This is a genomic window from Variovorax boronicumulans, from assembly GCF_040544675.1.
GTDB classification, from domain to species: domain Bacteria; phylum Pseudomonadota; class Gammaproteobacteria; order Burkholderiales; family Burkholderiaceae_C; genus Variovorax; species Variovorax boronicumulans_D.
Genome location: NZ_JBEPKK010000001.1, coordinates 606958 through 623783, shown reverse-complemented (window position 1 = coordinate 623783; position 16826 = coordinate 606958). Strand labels below are relative to the sequence as shown.

Genomic DNA, 16826 nt, shown 5'->3' with positions numbered 1-16826 from the left:
GCCCGCGAATCCGCACGGCCCGGATGCTAGGCGATCACCAGCCCCAAACGAGCCGGCGTGCAATCCATCCGGTGGTGCCCCGCTCGTGCCGAACCTTGACCCAGTCGCCGCGGCGCTCCAAGGTCCGGAGTACATCGCCGTAAACCGCTTTGCCGACGATGCGTGCGCGTGTGCCTGGCGTGCTGCGAATGTTCGCAACACTCGACTTGACGACATGATGGGGCGTGCGGTTGGTCAGCGAGCGCAGCACCCAACCCTTGTCGTTCTCGAAATCCGCGACCTTGATCCAGCCGCCCTTGCGCCCCACCACCGAGAGCGGATAGCCCCGGCTCAACCCCCACTGCGCGTCGTACCGCGTGCCGGGACCGGAGCGCATGTTCACCTCCCCCCGCGCAACACTGACCATCTCGCGCGCCTGCACCAGGGGCGTGACAAGGAAGAACAGGAAACCTGTGAGAAGCAATGCGGAGAGATGGCGAACCAGTGACATTGACGAAGGCCTTTCAAAGCAAAAAGTCGTGAACGATCTGCCGCGCTCGTGCGCGGTCCCCCTCTGGGGCTGTGCATTCACCAAAGTTCCCCCTCGTTTCGCACTTTCCCAAGGCTTGCCGCGCAACCGGGCGAACTCCCGGGCGGCTATCCAGGCGGCGTTGTGGATGCCTGTGTTGCCGCGCAACGTATCTGCAGTTGCTGGAAATGCGAGCGCCAAGCCACTGCATCGAGCCACTCCCCAACCGCAAGGCGCAGACGCGTGCTTGCCTTTCCGTTTGCGATCTCGACCAGCTTCACGAGAAATCGGCCGGTTTCAGAGTCCGTGCCCACGACGACATTGGTAGACAGCAGAGGCAGCAGAACGCCCTCTCGCTTCGCAGCACCCGGCTTCGACAACACCAGATGGCAAGCGTCGCGCATCGTCAGCTTGCGCTGCTTGGTTGCGAGAGAACGATTCAACAACTGCAGGTGGGTGGAGGCGTTCATGCGCCTGTCGCTGGGTCGATCGGCCCGGGGGTATCCGTCGCCGCATGCCACGAGCAAGGCAAGAGCCATCGACGCCAGCAGCGCCGAGGTGATCCGTGCGACGGTGCGATTCATCGCGACATTCTCCTTGAGCGCGTACGTCGCCGCCGTTTCCCGGCGCCTGTGCATCAATCGTCGACGCAGCTGCCTTCCGCGGGCACCAGGCATTCGGGCAAGTCGGCGCCCACGGCAGCTCCCCGGGTGCGAATCGTCGAACTGGCGGCTGCGGCCACGGCCAGCCCGCGCGGCAGCAATACCCACAGTTGACCGCGCTCCTTCATGCGACGCGCCTGGGTCGCGGCCTGCTGCCCGTTTCCGAAGAAGTAGTCCGCCCTGACAGCGCCGCGGATCGCGCCGCCCGTATCCTGCGCAATCGTCAGACGGCGCATCGGCACGCCGCTTCCGGGGGTGCGGGTCGAGACGAAGACCGGGTAGCCCAAAGGCGTGCTGCGCGGATCCACCGCAATGGACCGCCCCGCCGACAGCGGTACGCCCAGCGCGCCGACCGGACCGCCGGCCGTGGCGCCGGCTTCCTTGAAGAACACGTAGCTCGGATCCTTGATGCCCGAGCCTGTCGCCCTCCCGGCAGTGCGTCGTCCGGGCACCATCACCGCGCCGCTGGTCTTGGGCAGTGCCAGCGTGAAGCCGCGCGTGCGAATAACCGAGACATCGGTATCGCCATCCACGTCGTCGTCCTCATCGCCGTCGTCCAGTTCGAGCTCGATCGACGAACCGCGCACCTTGACCGGGCTGCGCGCCTTGCCCGAGGCCGATTGCGCCAGGCTGGGCCTGAAGGGCTGGCCGTTCTGCTCCGCGTAGGCCACGCGGATCACTTCGTCGTTGCTCAGGCGAATGCGCCCGGACCCCTGGATCTGCATCTCGTAAAGCGCCGCCGCGCTGCTCACGAACGCGAGCACCTTGGCGTTGGGCGCGCCCTTCGTCTCGATCTCCTCGCGGGTGAAATAGGGCAAGAGCCGCCGGCCTTCGATCCGAAGGCGGACCTTGCGGTCCAGGGTATCCCGCGTGACGGCGGACAGGTCGAGCGCATACAGGCCCGGCGCGCCCATGTCGCGCGTGCTCAATCCACTTTGAACGACCACGTTGCGCCCCCTCACGCGCGCTGCCACGATGCCGTTGCCCGGGGGCAGCTTGCGCGCGTCCGCAAAGAGCATGTCCTGGGGTTGCGCATACACCGGATAGATGTTGGGCGGCTCGTACTGCCGGCTGCCCGTGATCTCGGGCTCGAAATAGCCGGTCACCACGCCGTCGGGGCGCCTGTCGTCGTCCCGGATCTGGTAGGCGGCGAAGTCGGTCTCGAAGAAGTTGCGTATCGCCACGTCGTTGCCGCGGTCTACCTTGCGCGCGCGATCGCATACCTGCCGCCACTCGGCGCCGCGCTGGGTCAGCACCTTGCAACTCCCGAGAAAAGCCGGCCAGCTTTCTGAAAAATCGTCCTGGCGCCATCCGGGGACCGCATCGAAGCCGACGGATGTATAGGTGGCGAGCTTGGTCGAGAAGGTGCGCGATCGGCCAGCGACGTGGCCGCTCGCCGGCGAGGGCGCCGCGGCAGATGCGCCGGGTGGCGGGCGCCTGGCATCGACGTCGGCGGCCGAGGTGCTCGGCGGCAGTTGCGACGGCGTGGATGGCGCAGATGAGGCGGATGACGCAGGCGGCGACGATGCCGTGGAAGTTGTGGCATCACGCGCACCGAAGGGGGTCCAGGCCCCGATCGTGCCGCAGCCGGCGAGCGCGGCTGCGATCGTCGCGCCGCCGACTCGCCAACGGGCAGATGCAAAGCAGAGATGAGATTTCATGGGGAATCCTTCACGGGGGTGATCGTCTGCAGCGCCGCGATGCAGTTGCGGTGCAGCCCATGTCCGGCGGTGCGCGATCTGTTTCGCCGCAGCGATCCGACCCGCTGAAAGGTGACGGGCACCTGGCAACCAGGGCCGAGGGTCGGGGTGGACCTCAAGAATAGGCACGGCTGGGGTACCTGACCATCTGCACGACGGTCTACCCCGAACGACGTAGCGAGCTGGCTAAACTACCGCCGCTCCATCGCCATCCGGATCTTCAATTTCAATGCTTGCTCGCCTGACCGCCCTTGTCTCCCTTGCCGCCGTGGCTTTCAGCGCCTCGCCGGTGTCGGCGCAGACCACCGCCACCACAACAATGGCCGAGCGCTACCTCGACGTTCAGCATTGCATCGAACGCGCCATCGGCAAGCAATGGCCGCAGAAGTATGGCGTCGACCTCGTAATGAACCAGTGGGGAGCCGTGGAAGCAACCGGACGCTCGATCGATACCGCGCCGCAGGTGGTCCGCATGACGGACTTGCGGTGCAGGCGTGAGCTGGGCCTTACCGGCGAACCTCGGCCCTGAGCTCGGGTTCACGCGCAGATCGAGACTGCGCAAGACAAAGCCGGGGCGCAGGGGCGCCCCGCCAGGTCATCAGCCGGCCTTCTGCACGAGCTTCAGCACACTGGAAAAGTCCAGCGCGCCGTGGCCCGCCAGGCTGTGCGCCGCATACAGGCTGCGCGCCAAGCCACCCAGAGGCGTGGCGGCGCGCACGGCGGCCGCGTTCTCCTGCGCCAGCCCCAGGTCCTTGAGCATCAGGTCGGTGCCGAAACCGCCCGCGTAGTTCTTCGAGGCGGGCGACGTCTCCATCACACCCGGCATCGGGTTGTACTTTTCGAGCGCCCAGTTGCCGCCCGAGCTGCGGCGCATGATTTCCGACAGCACCTTGGGATCGAGCCCATTGGCCACGCCGAGCGCCAGGGCCTCGGAGGTGCCGATCATCAGAATGCCCAGCAGCATGTTGTTGCAGATCTTCGCGGTCTGGCCCGCGCCTGCGGCACCCGCGTGGAAGATGTTGGCGCCCATTTTTTCGAGCACCGGGCGCGCGCGCTCCAGGTCCGCCGTCTCGCCGCCGACCATGAAGGTCAGCGTGCCGGCAATCGCACCGCCGGTGCCGCCCGACACGGGCGCATCGATCATCGCGATGCCCTTGGCAGCGGCCGCTTCAGCCACCTTGCGCGATGTGGCCGCGGCGATGGTGCTGCTGTCGATCACCAGCGTGCCGGCCTTGATGCTCTCCAGCAGGCCGGTCTTGCCCGCGCCGCCGAGGAAGAGGCCCTCGACGTGCGCGCTGGCAGGCAGCATGCTGATGACGACTTCGGCATCGGCCACCGTCTCGGCCGCCGACCTGGCAATCGGCAGCCCCTCGGCGCCGAACTTCTTGCAGGCGTCAGCCGAGAGGTCGAAAGCGCTGAGCGTGTGGCCGGCCTTGAGCAGGTTCAGGGCCATCGGGCCGCCCATGTTGCCCAGGCCGATGAATGCGATCTTCATGTGTGTTGTCTCCGTTGTCTTTTATGAATGCGATGTCAGACCAGCGATGCAAGCTCCGCCGGCATCTCGCCGCGCGGACGCAGGTGGTCCTCGATGAAGGCGGGCGTGATCTCTTCGAGGGTCGCGGGGTTCCAGCGCGGATTGCGGTCCTTGTCGATCAGCACCGCGCGGATGCCTTCGGCGAAGTCCTTGTGCGCGCAGAAGCCGAGCGACGCCCAGTATTCGAGCCGGAACACCTCGGCCAGCGACATGCGGTGCACGCGCTGCCAGAGTTCGAAGCTCAGCGCGGCCGAACTCGGCGCGCCCTTGATGAAGGTCTTGGAGGCGGACTGCAGCCAGGGGTCGTCGCTCTGCAGGTTGCGCAGGCGGTTGGCGATGTCGAGCAGATCGTCGCCGGCCATGAGTGCGTTGATGGTGTCGTAGTGCTCGCGCACCTTCGATGCGGGCATCTCGGCGCCCTCGCCCGCCTTCGCGAGGAGGCGCGACAGCGTGGCCCGGTCGGCCTTGCTCTCGCCCGCCCATGCGGCCGCAGCGATGGCTTCGAGCACCTGGCTCTTGCGTTCCTGCGGCACCAGCACGTCGGCGAGGCCGCAGAAGATCGCATCGGCGGCATTGAGGTTCGCGGCCGTCAGCGCCAGGAACAAGCCGGTGCGGCCCGGCGTACGGCGCAGGAACCAGCTGCCGCCCACATCCGGGTACAGGCCGATGGCAATCTCGGGCATCGCGATGCGGCTCTGCGTCGTCACCACCCGGTGCGAGCAGCCCGACATCAGGCCCACGCCGCCACCCATCACGATGCCGTGGCCCCAGCAGAGGAAGGGCTTGGGGAAGGTGTGGATCAGGTGGTCGAGCTCGTACTCTTCGCGGAAGAAGTCTTCGGCGTAGGTGTTGCGCGCGGGGCCGCATTCGAGCAGCGTTTGATAAAGCTGGCGCAGGTCGCCGCCCGCGCAGAAGGCTTTCTCGCCAGCGGCTTGCATCAGCACGCCGACGATGCCGTCGTCTGCCGCCCATTCGCGCAGCTTGGGCGTGAGCAGACGCACCATGTCCACCGAGAGTGCGTTGAGCGAGGCCGGGGCGTTGAGCGTGGCGACGGCGAAGCGCTTGCCACTGGCGGTGTTGATTTCGTCGAAGAGAACTACGGAGTCGGTCATGGATTGGGATTCTTGAATGCGTTGCGTCGGAAGCTTCAGCGGATGTCGCTGTCGCCTTCGAGCAATTTTCGCGCAACGATCACGCGCATGATCTCGTTGGTGCCTTCGAGGATCTGGTGCACGCGGGTGTCGCGCACCAGCCGCTCCAGCGGAAACTCGCTGAGGTAGCCGTAGCCGCCATGCAGCTGCAGCGCGTCGTTGCAGACGTTGAAACCCGCATCGGTCGCAAAGCGCTTGGCCATCGCGCAGTAGGTGCTGGCGTCGGCATGGCCTGCGTCGAGCTTCGATGCGGCAAGCCGCACCATCTGCCGGGCCGCAACCAGTTCGGTCGCCATGTCGGCCAGCTTGAACTGCAGCGCCTGGAAGCTCGATATGGGCTTGCCGAACTGCTGGCGTTCGTGCAGGTAGCGGCGCGCCGCATCGAGCGCGCCTTGCGCCGCGCCCACCGAGCAGGTCGCGATGTTGATGCGCCCGCCGTCCAGCCCCTTCATGGCAATGCGAAAGCCTTCGCCTTCCTTGCCCAGCAGATGGTCGGCCGGGATGCGCACGTTGTCGAAGTTGATGGTGCGCGTGGGCTGGCTGTTCCAGCCCATCTTGTGTTCCTTCTTGCCGTAGCTCACGCCGGGTGCGTCGGCCGGCACGGCAAAGGCCGAGATGCCGCCCGCGCCGCCGCCGCCCGTGCGCGCCATGAGCACCAGCACGTCGGTCGCGCCCGCGCCCGAGATGAAGGCCTTGCCGCCGTTGATGACGTATCCGTTGCCCTGCAGTTCGGCGCGCGTCTTGAGCGAACCGGCATCGGACCCGGCACCGGGCTCGGTGAGGCAGTACGACGCGAGCTTGCGCCCGCTCGTGAGGTCCTCGCCCCACTGCTGCGCCACCGCGTCGGTCGCCCAGGTGCCCAGCATCCAGGTCGCCATGTTGTGGATCGTGATGAATGCCGTGGTCGAGGGGTCGACCGCGGCCATCTCCTCGAACACCAGCGCCGCATCGAGCCGCGGCAGGCCGAGGCCGCCGATGCGCTCGGGCGCATAGAGCCCGCAGAAGCCCAGCTCGCCGGCCTTGGCGATGGCCTCTTTCGGAAAGATCGCCTCCGCGTCCCACTGCGCCGCATGAGGCGCGAACTCGGCCTGTGCAAAGTCGCGCGCGCTCTGCGCAAAGGCGCGCTGCTCTTCGGAAAGTTCGAAGTCCATCCGGCGGACTTCTTACTTGAGGCTGATCGTGGTGTTGACGCCTTGCGAGACGGTGCTGTCGTCGAACCAGCGTGCCGTCACCGTCTTGGTCTGCGTGTAGAACATGATGACCTGCTTGCCGTACGGGCCGAGGTCGCCGAGCTTGGAAGCGCGCGAGCCGGTGAACGAGAACATAGGAACCGGCACCGGGATCGGCACGTTGATGCCGACCTGGCCCACGTCGATGTCTTCCTGGAAGCGGCGGGCGGCTGCGCCCGACTGCGTGAAGATCGCCGTGCCGTTGCCGTTCGGGTTGCTGTTGATCAGCTCGATGGCTTCGTCGATGGTCTCGGCATCGGCAATGCACAGCACCGGGCCGAACACTTCCTGGTCATAGATCGTCATGCCGGGCTTCACGCCGGTGAAGATCGTCGGGCCGACGAAGTTGCCCTTCTCGTAGCCGGGCACAGTGGGCTTGCGGCCGTCGAGCACCAGCTTGGCGCCGTCGGCCTCGCCGCGTTCGATGAGGCTGTTGACGCGGTCGTAAGCGGCGCAGGAAACCAGCGGGCCCACGTCCACGCCCTTTTCGGTACCGGCGCCGATCTTCAGCGTCTTCGCCTTGGCAATGAGTTCGGGCACCCAGTTGCGGGCCTCGCCCACCAGCACCGCCACCGACACCGCCATGCAGCGTTGGCCCGCGGCACCGAAGCTTGCGCCTGCGAGTGCGTTGAGCGTCTGCTCCTTGTTCGCGTCGGGCATCACGATGGCGTGGTTCTTCGCACCCATCATGCATTGCGCGCGCTTGCCATTCAGCGTGGCGCGGTTGTAGACATGCGTGCCGACCTTGGTCGAGCCGACGAAGCTGATCGCCTTGATGTCCTTGTGGTCGCAGATGCCGTTGACGATGGCTTCGCCGCCATGGACCACGTTCAGCACGCCGGGCGGAATGCCGGCTTCGAGCGCGAGTTCGCACAGGCGCATGGTGACCATGGGGTCTTGTTCGGAGGGCTTCAGCACGAAGGTGTTGCCTGTGACGATGGCCATCGGGAACATCCACAGCGGGATCATCGCGGGGAAGTTGAACGGCGTGATGCCGGCGCACACGCCCAGCGGCTGCAGCAGCGTGTAGGTGTCCACGCCGTTGGCGACGTTGTTGGCCAGTTCGCCCAGTTGCAGGTTGCCGATGTTGGAGGCGTGCTCCACCACTTCGAGGCCGCGGAACACATCGCCTTCGGCATCCGGCAGCGTCTTGCCCTGCTCGGCGGTGAGGATCGCGGCGAGCTCGCCCATGTTCTCGCGAATGAGCTGCTGCAGCTTCAGGAAGATGCGGGCGCGCGCGCCGATGGGGGTCTTGCGCCAGGTCTTGAAGGCTTCCTTGGCGGAGGCCACGGCGGCATCGAGCTCGTCCTGCGTTGCGAATGGCACGCGGGCCAGCACCTGCTGCGTGGCCGGGTTGACGATGTCGCGCCATTCGGTGGTCTTGGATTCGACGAGCTTGCCGCCGATCAAGAGCTTGACGGTGGCGACCTGGGTCGAGGGGGTGGTGGTGGCGTCCATGGGGGTTTGTCTCCTGTGAATCTCTGGGAATCTGAAAAGGCGATGCCGGTCGAGGCCGGTGCAGCACGCATCCTAGCTTTGCAGATTTGCCATGACAATAGACAAATATGCGCCATGGCTTTGCAAAAATGCAGAGCCTTCACACCTTCGTTCGATCAGAGGGCGCAATCACTGAAGGGCACACAAGCACATGGACTGGGACAACCTGCGCTACTTTCTGGAGCTGGCCCGCTCGGGCACGCTGATGAGCGCGGCGCGCCGGCTGGAGGTGGACCACACCACGGTGGCGCGGCGCATCCAGGCGCTTGAAAAGGAGGTCGGCGCCCCGCTCTTCTCGCGCGAATCCGGTGGCCACCGGCTGACGGAAGCGGGCCGCCGGCTGCAGCCGCAGGTCGAGGCAATGGAGAGTGCCTTCCAGGCCGTGGAGAGCACCGCGCCGGCTTCGCAGGAGGGCCTGTCGGGCCTTGTGCGCATCGGCGCCACCGAAGGCTTCGGCACGGTGGTGCTGGCGCCGGAGCTGGCGCTCTTCGCCCTCAAGCACCCCAAGCTCACCATCGACCTGCTCGCGATGCCGCGGCTGGTGCATCTGTCGCGGCGCGAGGCCGACATCGTGATCTCGCTGGAGCGGCCGGCGCGCGGGCCGGTGGTGGTGACCAAGCTCACCGACTACACGCTGGGGCTCTACGCGTCGAAGAAGTACCTGGCCGCGCACAAACCGATCAAGACCCGCGAGGACCTGCGCGGCCACAGCTTCATCAGCTATGTGGACGACCTGCTGTTCAGCAAGGAGCTGCAGTACCTGGATGAATTGCACCGGCCCGACGCGTTCGCGCTGCGCAGCACCAGCGTGCTCGCGCAGCACAGCGCGGTGGCGGCGGGTGCGGGGATTGCGGTACTGCCAGCGTTCGTGGCCGAGCAGGACGAGGCGCTGCGGCCGGTGCTGGCCGGCCAGGCGAATTTCACGCGGACCTTCTGGATGTCGATGCCGGCGGAAACCAAGCATCTGGCACGGATGCAGGCAGTGTGGGAATTCCTGCGCGAAACCGCTTTGGCGCAGCGTGGGATTCTTTTGCATGGCGGCGTTGTTGGCTGATTCGACGAACTGAGCCTGTCGCCGGGTGCCGCCTTGCCGGCCATCAACGCCCGCCGCGCGCGTCCCCAGGACTGCAGGCCCGCGCCCACTGCCCCAGATCCTCCGCCGACAGCTCGCCCGCCATCGCGCGGCAGATCACCGCGCCGTTCACGGCCACGGAGTAAGGCAGCCCTCCGCTGACATTGCCTGCGGCTCTCATCAAGCCCGCCACATTCGCCCCGGCGCGCACGGCCGGAAGCGCAATGCCCCGGTCGCTCAACGCACGCCGGGCCACGGCGGGCACGTCGGTCGACACCAGCAGCACGGTCCACTCAGGGTGCTGAAGCGCAAAGGCCTGCAGGCGCGGCAGCTCGGCGATGCAGGGCGGGCAGTCGCGGCCCCAGAAGTTCACCAGCACCGGTCCGCGGATACGGCCGAGCGAGAGAAAGCGGTCGCCGTCGAGCGTTGGAAGTGTGAAGTCCCACGTCTGTCCCTCCGGGCCGCGCGCGTTGGCACCGAATGCCAGGCCCATGGCCAGCGCGACGGCGACGGCCGCGCGCATGACACGACCCGGCACACCGTCAGAGCGAGAACTTCGCACCGGCATACACGAAGCGCCCGCGATTCGGCCCCCACAGGTGCGTCACGTCCTGGGCGCCGCTGCCGGAGATCCACAGGAAACCCTCCTTCTTCGATTGCCGGTAGTTGAAGAGGTTGTCCACGCCCGCATACAGCGACAGGCGGGAGTTGACGGCGTATTCGGCCCGCACGTCGAGCGTGGCGAAGGTCGGGCTCTTCGTGCGCTTGGGCGTGCCGTCGAAGTTGAAGCGGTTCTGGCTGCCGCTGCCGTCGTCATGGAACCTGTTCAGGTCCATCGGCCCGGTGACGACCAGCTTGGCGGTCAGGTCCAGCGGACCGCTTTCGTAGTCCAACCCGAAGAAGGCCCGGGCCTTGGGCCGCGCGAAGATCAACGTGCCCGCCGGGAAGCGGTACGCGTACAGCTCGCCGCCGCCCGACACGGTGAGCGCGGGCGTGAGCTGGTAGGACAGGTTCAGGTCCAGCCCCTGCACCGTCACCGGTTTCTCGGCACTGGTGAACAGCGTGACGGGCTCGCCGTTCTCATCGAACTGGCCGGGGTCGAGCAGCGCGAAGTTCTTGATGCGGTTGAAGTTGTACGAGGCGGTCACGGCCAGCCGGTCGTCGGCGTAGTTCAACGCGTAGCCGAGGTTGTGGGAAACCTCGGGCTTCGTGATGCGGCGGTCGATGCGCAGCGTGTCGAGAATGCCGTGGTCCTGCTCGAAGAAGCTGGTCGGCGCGCGGAACCCCTTGCCGATGCTCAAGCGGCTCGCGAGCAGCGGCGTGTGGTGGTACAGCGCATTGAAACGCGGCGAGACGATGCCGCCATAGGCGCTGTGCCTGTCGTAGCGCAGCGAGGCATTGACCTCGAGCGCGTCGTCCAGAAAGCTCCGGTACGCCTGCACGAATGCGCCGGGCACCTTGAAGGTGTAGTTGTCGATGCCGTTGACCAGGGCGCCGGCGTCCGTGCTGCCGTGGCTGCGCAGATTTTCGTAGCGGTAGCTGGCGCCCGAGGTCAGGAGCCACGTCCCCACCGGCACCTGGTAACTGGCCTCGGCGTAGTACTGCTTCTGGTCGCCAAGGTAGGTCGCGAGTTCGTAGAAGCTGTCCTGCCGATGGTGCGCGGCGCCCAGTGCGAGCCGCAGCGTGCCGTCGCCGAGCCGGCGTTCGCCCGACGCAACGAACTGGCTGCGCTTGGTGAAGATGATTTCGGAGAAGCCGCCGCGTCCGCTGTCGTACGGCATGAACTCGCCGTTTTCGGGAATCACCCAGCCGTCGACAAAAGGCGAGCCGTTCGGCCCTCGCGTGAAGTTGAAGGGATTGCCGCTGTTGCTGGCTTTGATTGCCGCGTAGTCGCGGCCGAGCGCGCCACCGCCGCGCTTTTCATCGACGAGGTCGATCCGGCTGCGGATCTTGAAGCCGCCCAGGTCGTCCACGAAGCCGCCGATTCCGAGCATGCGCCGGTCGTAGCCGGTGTACTCGGAGATGCCGTCGCCGTTGGCGTCGACCGAGTTGTGCCGGTTGTAGCTGCCGCTGAGCGTGAACGCGCCGCCATCCAGCGGCTTGGCCAGATAGGCATCGGCCTGCCGCGAGCCGAAACTGCCGGCCTGCGTGCGCAGTTTGGCCGCCAGCTCGGTCGGCCGCCGGGTCACCAGGTTGACCGTGCCGGCCAGCGCCTCAGGTGCGATGAGGCTGGCGCCGGCTCCGCGCGCGATGTCGATGCGCTCCAGGCCATCGACACTCACGCTGTCCAGTCCATAGGCCGAGGACACCGAGGAATAGATCGGAATGCCGTCGATCAGCAGGGTGGTGTAGCGACCGGGCAGGTTGTTCAGCAGCACGTTGCGTACGTTGCAGATGGAGCACTCCACCTGCACCGCGATGCCGGGTTGCTTGTCGACCGCTTCGTTGATGTTGGTGGCGCCCGAGCGCTCGATGCTGCGGGCGCTGATCGATTCGGTGCGCACCAGTTCGTCGCTCAGGGCGCCCGGCCGCATCGAGCCCTGGTTGGTGCGCGCATCGATCGTGACCGATGGCAGCGTTTGCGACGTGGTGGCGGACTGCGCGTGGATGTCCTCCGAATGCGCGAGTGTGGCGGCCAGTACGGCGAACACGGCCATGCCGGGCAGTTGCGCACGCCGCAACGCCAAAGCGTTCTTTGTCATTTTTCTCTCCCTGTGTTGCAAATACGAATTACTCGCATTCTCCGCGAATGCAACAGGATTGCGTTTTAAACACTCGGAGAAATACTCAAAATTTCACACCGGCGCGAAGAACGTGCCGCGCCGGCGGGCGCCCAAAGCAAAAAGGCAGGACCGCTCGCGCGGCCCTGCCCTTCTCGATGATGGCGTTCGCAGTCTTACTGGATCAGCTTGGCACCCGTTTTCGCCTGCAGCGCATCGAAGCTCACGCCCGGCGCGAGTTCGACGACCTTCAGGCCTTCAGGCACCACGTCCATCACCGCCAGGTCGGTGATGATGCGGTCGACCACACCCACGCCCGTCAGCGGCAGCGTGCACTTCTCGAGGATCTTCAGGTCCTCGGTGCCGTCCTTCTTCTTTGCGACATGCTCCATCAGCACGATCACGCGCTTGACGCCGGCCACCAGGTCCATCGCGCCGCCCATGCCCTTGACCATCTTGCCGGGGATCATCCAGTTGGCGAGGTCGCCTTCGGCGCTCACCTGCATGGCGCCCAGGATCGACAGGTTGATCTTGCCGCCGCGGATCATGGCAAAGCTGTCGTGGCTGCCGAAGATGGCCGAGCCGGGGATGGTGGTCACGGTCTGCTTGCCGGCGTTGATGAGGTCGGCGTCGACCGCGTCTTCGGTCGGGAAAGCGCCAATGCCCAGCATGCCGTTCTCGCTCTGCAGCCACACTTCCTTGGTGCCGGTGTGGTTGGCCACCAGCGTCGGAATGCCGATGCCCAGGTTGACGTAGAAGCCGTCTTCGAGTTCTTGGGCGGCACGGGCCGCCATCTGGTCTTGGGTCCAGGGCATTTCAGGCTCCTTCTTTCTTGCCGACAGGGACGGTCGGCACGGGCAGTTCGGTGGCGGCGGCGGCTTGCGCAATGACGGCCTGGGCCTCGACCTTGGCCGCGGCCGCATCGACCGGTGCCGAGGCGCTCACGGTGCGCTTCTCGATGCGCTTCTCGGGCGTGGCGTTGAGCACGATGCGGTGCACGTAGATGCCCGGCAGGTGGATGTCGTCGGGGGCCAGTTCGCCCACTTCGACGATCTTCTCGACCTCGACAATGCAGATCTTTCCGGCCATGGCGGCGGCCGGGTTGAAGTTGCGCGCCGTGAGGCGAAAGCGCAGGTTGCCCGACTTGTCGGCCACGTCGGCCTTGACCAGCGCCACGTCGGGCACCAGCGAGCGTTCCATGACGTAGGTCTCGCCGTCGAACTCGCGCAGTTCCTTGCCTTCTGCCACTTGCGTGCCCACACCGGTCTTGGTGAAGAAGGCCGGAATGCCGGCGCCGCCCGCGCGCAGCTTTTCGGCCAGCGTGCCCTGGGGCGTGAATTCGAGCTGCAGTTCGCCCGCGAGGTACTGGCGCTCGAACTCCTTGTTCTCGCCCACGTAAGACGCGATCATTTTCTTGATCTGGCGCGTCTCGAGCAGCTTGCCGAGGCCGAAGCCGTCGACGCCTGCGTTGTTCGAGATGACGGTGAGGTCCTGCACGGCGGAGTCTTTCAGCGCGTCGATCAGCGCTTCGGGAATGCCGCAGAGACCGAAGCCGCCGACCGCGAGCGTCTGCCCGTCGGCCACGACCCCCTTGAGTGCCGCGTCGGCGGAGGGATAAATCTTGTTCACTCGGGCTCCTTGATGGAATGGTGAGAGTGGGTGGGTGGGGGATGGGGGAAACCCGTCAACGATACTACGTACCCATATACGTAGTATTTCGTAATGGTGACCCCCGATGCCCGAGATCGATTACCGGTTGGCTTTTGAACATGCACCCGTCGGCATGGTCGTCTCGAGCAACCGCACCATCGTGGCCTGCAACCAGCGGGTGTGCGAGATCTTCGGCGCAACGCCCTCCGCACTGGTGGGGCATTCGTTCAGCATCCTCTATCCGAGCGTGGCCGAGTTCGAGCGCATCGGCAAGCGCATGGAGCCGTTCCTCAACGCCAACGGCAACTACGCCGACAACCGCATGATGAAGCGCCTGGGCGGCCTGCACGGCGCCATCGCCGGCGAGACTTTCTGGTGCCACGTCACCGGCCACGCGATGAACCGCGCCGCGCCGCACGAGGCCGGCATCTGGACCTTCGAGGACCTGGGCTCGCGCCGCGCGGTCAAGGCCGAACTCACGCCGCGCGAGCGCGAGGTGGCGGCGCAGGTGATGCGCGGGCTGACCTCCAAGGAAATCGGCAAGGCGCTGGGTATCAGCCACCGCACGGTCGAGCTGCACCGGGCGCGGCTGATGCGCAAGTACACGGCGGCGACCACCGCGGAGCTGGTTCAGAAGCTCATCGCGGGCTGAGCGGCCTGGCGCGCGCTACCAGCGGTAGGTCGCCGTGGCCACGGCCGTGCGCGGATAGCCGTAGTAACAGTTGCCGTAACCGCAGTTGGCGATGTAGGTCTTGTTCGTCAGGTTGCGCAGATTCAGGGCCAGGCTCCAGCGGTCGATGTCGTAACCCACCATGGCATCGAACAGCGTCACTGCGGGCAGCGGTGCCGGCGAGCTTTCGCCATCGCCGCGGGTCGAACCCACGTAGCGCGCCCCCAGTCCGACCTTCACGCCGTTGCCGAAGCGGTAGTCCGCCCACACCGACAGCCGGTTGCGGGGCACGGCGGTCATCTGCTTGCCGATCTGCTCGGGGTTGGCGCTCACCGTGACGATCGCCCTTGGCGTGTAGCTGTAGGAAGCCGTGAGGTTCAGGCGCGAAGCCAACTCGGCCGTGGCTTCGAGTTCGAGGCCGCGCACCGACACCTCGCCGGTCTGTCGCGGCATGAAGTTGCCGTCGTAGGTGATGTAGTTCTTGCGCCGCAGGTCGAAGATGGCCGCGCTGTAGCTCTCCTTGCGGCCCGGCGGCTGGTAGCGCACCCCGGCCTCGTACTGGCGCCCCGTCTCGGGCTTGTACGGGTCACCCGTCTCCGGATTGACTTCGCCGCTCGGCCCGAACGACTCGGCGTAGCTCAGATACGGCGCCCAACCGTTCGGCGCAAGGTAGACCAGGCCCGCACGGCTGGTGAACTTGTGGTCGGCAGTGCGCGCGGTCGTGTGGTCCAGCCGGTCGTAGGCGTTGCTATCGGCGCGGTCGTAGCGCCCGCCGAGCGTCAGCACCCAGCTGTCGCGCCACTTGATCTGATCCTGCAGGTACACCCCGGTCTGGGTCGTGCGGTTGATGCCGTCGCCGTACGGTGCGGGCAGTTCGAACACGCCGCCATAGACCGGCGCATAGATGTTGAGAAGAGGCGCGCTGCCTCCGCTGATGCTGACCGCATCGACCCGTGTGCGCTGGTAGTCCAGGCCCGCGAGCACCTTGTGCTGCCAGTCGCCGATCCTGAAATCAGCCTGCACCTGGTTGTCGATGGCGAAGGCGGAGATCCGTTCCCGGCTGCCCGCCAGGGTCCTGGACAGGAACTGGAAATTGGACGGATCGTTCGGCACGTCCGCATTCAACGTGGCGAAGTTCGGCGCCTGCAGCTGGGCGTAGTCCATCTTCAGGCGCCCGTAGCGGGCGTTCTGGCGCACGGTCCATGTGTCGTTGATGCGGTGCTCGAACTGGTAGCCGATCATGTCCTGGTCCTGGTGGAAACGATCGAAATTGGGATCGCCGACAAAGAGCGAACTCGGCAGGTAGGTGCCGATGGCACTCGGCACCAGCGAACCCGCCGCAGGCCGAACACGCGTGTAGACGCCCGCACGGGTGCGGCTGAACTGCGAGAGCAACGTCAGCGTGGTGTCGCTCGATGGTTTCCAGGTCAGCGAGGGGGCGATGTAGCTGTAGTCGTCGGGCATCTTCCCCGCAGGAAGCCGGGCATCGCGCAGCACGCCGGTAATGCGGTAGAGCAGCTTGCCTTCGCTGTCGAGCGGGCCGGAGAAATCGCCCGCGACTTGGCGACGGTTGTGGTCGCCAACCTGCATCTGCAACTCGTGCAGGGGTTCGGCCGTGGGACGCTTGCTCACCACGTTGACCACGCCACCCGGATTGCCCAGGCCGTACAGCACGGAAGACGGACCGCGCAGCAGCTCGATGCGCTCGGCGCCGTAGTTGTCGGTCTTCCAGACGCCGAAGGTGCCGTTGTTGCGCAGCGGCAGTCCGTCCATGTAGAAGCCGGGGCTGTAGGCGTCGAAGCTGCGCACCGAGATCCAGTCGTAGCGCGAATCGGTCCCGTAGGGCGTGGTGCCGACGCCAGGGCTGTAGCCAAGCGCATCTTTCAGCGTGGTCGCACCGATGGCCTGCACGCGGTCGGCCGTGACCACCGAGATCGACTGCGGCGTTTCGATGATCGGGCTGTCGGTCTTGGTGCCAGTCGCGCTGCGCGTGGCGAGGTAGCCGCGCACCGGGCCGTTCGCGGTTTCGCGTTCCGCCTCGGCTTCGACCACCACCGCCGGCAACGTCGTCGAAGTGGACGCCGCGCCGGACGGCCGGGCCCTGATCACCACGGCCCGGCCGTCTGGCTCCGCGACGAGGCCGCTGCCCGCGAGCAGCCGCTCCAGCGCCTGGACGGGCGTCAGGCTGCCCGCCACGGCCGGTGCAGCTCGCCCGGCCACCAGCGCCGGCGGCACGATGAGCTCGATGCGCGTCTGGCGCGCCCAGTCGTTGAGCGCCTGGCCCAGCGGCTGCGCGGCGATGTCGAGCAACATGGGCGCCTTCGGCTGCGCGCTCGCGCCTTGCTGTGCATGAGCGGCGGGGATGCCGAGGGCCAGCGCAATGGCCAGGACCACGGGTGCGGGCCGGAACACGGGACGGTTCATTTCGTATCT

The 16826-nt window shown here is 66.5% G+C and carries 15 protein-coding genes; 3 read left to right on the top strand and 12 right to left on the bottom strand.

Annotation, left to right across the window (positions count from 1 at the left end; all coding sequences use genetic code 11):
• Positions 1-34: 34 nt before the first annotated feature.
• The 3 genes from ABIC90_RS02895 to mltA all read right to left on the bottom strand — a co-directional run bounded on the left by ABIC90_RS02895 (position 35) and on the right by mltA (position 2831).
• The gene (locus tag ABIC90_RS02895; RefSeq protein WP_354352524.1) at positions 35-490 is read right to left on the bottom strand and encodes an SH3 domain-containing protein; all 456 of its coding nucleotides are present in this window, start codon (positions 488-490) and stop codon (positions 35-37) included.
• 146 nt (positions 491-636) lie between these two features.
• A complete protein-coding gene (locus ABIC90_RS02890; RefSeq protein WP_354352523.1) occupies positions 637-1092 on the bottom strand; it encodes a hypothetical protein in 456 nt (151 codons plus the stop codon).
• Between the two features lie 53 nt (positions 1093-1145).
• Positions 1146-2831 carry a murein transglycosylase A gene (gene mltA, locus ABIC90_RS02885; RefSeq protein ID WP_354352522.1) on the bottom strand — a complete coding sequence of 562 codons (1686 nt, stop codon included), beginning with the start codon at positions 2829-2831 and terminating at the stop codon, positions 1146-1148.
• Positions 2832-3099: 268 nt separating this feature from the next.
• Between mltA and ABIC90_RS02880 the strand changes: the two genes are divergently transcribed.
• The gene (locus ABIC90_RS02880; RefSeq protein ID WP_354352521.1) at positions 3100-3399 is read left to right on the top strand and encodes a hypothetical protein; all 300 of its coding nucleotides are present in this window, start codon (positions 3100-3102) and stop codon (positions 3397-3399) included.
• A gap of 69 nt (positions 3400-3468) precedes the next feature.
• Here ABIC90_RS02880 and mmsB read toward each other — a convergent pair whose 3' ends face one another.
• The 4 genes from mmsB to ABIC90_RS02860 are packed head-to-tail and all read right to left on the bottom strand — an operon-like array spanning position 3469 to position 8242.
• Positions 3469-4365 (bottom strand): 3-hydroxyisobutyrate dehydrogenase, encoded by an 897-nt coding sequence (gene mmsB / locus ABIC90_RS02875; protein WP_354352520.1) that lies wholly within the window; start codon positions 4363-4365, stop codon positions 3469-3471.
• 35 nt (positions 4366-4400) lie between these two features.
• Positions 4401-5516, bottom strand: a complete 1116-nt coding sequence (locus tag ABIC90_RS02870) for an enoyl-CoA hydratase/isomerase family protein (protein WP_354352519.1) — start codon at positions 5514-5516, stop codon at positions 4401-4403.
• Positions 5517-5551: 35 nt separating this feature from the next.
• Positions 5552-6706, bottom strand: coding sequence for an acyl-CoA dehydrogenase family protein (locus ABIC90_RS02865; RefSeq protein WP_354352518.1), 1155 nt, complete (start codon positions 6704-6706; stop codon positions 5552-5554).
• Between the two features lie 12 nt (positions 6707-6718).
• On the bottom strand, positions 6719-8242 hold the full coding sequence (locus tag ABIC90_RS02860; RefSeq protein WP_354352517.1) for a CoA-acylating methylmalonate-semialdehyde dehydrogenase: 1524 nt from the start codon (positions 8240-8242) through the stop codon (positions 6719-6721).
• A gap of 190 nt (positions 8243-8432) precedes the next feature.
• Here ABIC90_RS02860 and ABIC90_RS02855 point away from each other — a divergent pair, with 190 nt between their 5' ends.
• Positions 8433-9335 carry a LysR family transcriptional regulator gene (locus ABIC90_RS02855; protein WP_354352516.1) on the top strand — a complete coding sequence of 301 codons (903 nt, stop codon included), beginning with the start codon at positions 8433-8435 and terminating at the stop codon, positions 9333-9335.
• 43 nt (positions 9336-9378) lie between these two features.
• On the opposite strand, the gene ABIC90_RS02850 is transcribed toward ABIC90_RS02855, so the two are convergent.
• The 4 genes from ABIC90_RS02850 to ABIC90_RS02835 form a co-directional block, all read right to left on the bottom strand.
• The gene (locus tag ABIC90_RS02850; protein WP_354352515.1) at positions 9379-9876 is read right to left on the bottom strand and encodes a TlpA family protein disulfide reductase; all 498 of its coding nucleotides are present in this window, start codon (positions 9874-9876) and stop codon (positions 9379-9381) included.
• A gap of 19 nt (positions 9877-9895) precedes the next feature.
• Complete coding sequence (locus ABIC90_RS02845; RefSeq protein ID WP_354352514.1) at positions 9896-12055, bottom strand: TonB-dependent receptor plug domain-containing protein; 2160 nt, start codon at positions 12053-12055, stop codon at positions 9896-9898.
• Between the two features lie 194 nt (positions 12056-12249).
• Complete coding sequence (locus ABIC90_RS02840; protein WP_354352513.1) at positions 12250-12888, bottom strand: 3-oxoacid CoA-transferase subunit B; 639 nt, start codon at positions 12886-12888, stop codon at positions 12250-12252.
• A gap of 1 nt (position 12889) precedes the next feature.
• A complete protein-coding gene (locus ABIC90_RS02835) occupies positions 12890-13702 on the bottom strand; it encodes a CoA transferase subunit A (RefSeq protein ID WP_354352512.1) in 813 nt (270 codons plus the stop codon).
• A gap of 106 nt (positions 13703-13808) precedes the next feature.
• Here ABIC90_RS02835 and ABIC90_RS02830 point away from each other — a divergent pair, with 106 nt between their 5' ends.
• Positions 13809-14375, top strand: coding sequence for a LuxR C-terminal-related transcriptional regulator (locus ABIC90_RS02830; protein ID WP_354352511.1), 567 nt, complete (start codon positions 13809-13811; stop codon positions 14373-14375).
• A 15-nt stretch (positions 14376-14390) separates the two neighbouring features.
• On the opposite strand, the gene ABIC90_RS02825 is transcribed toward ABIC90_RS02830, so the two are convergent.
• Entirely contained in the window at positions 14391-16817 is a 2427-nt protein-coding gene (locus ABIC90_RS02825) for a TonB-dependent siderophore receptor (protein WP_354352510.1), read from the bottom strand.
• Positions 16818-16826: the final 9 nt, after the last annotated feature.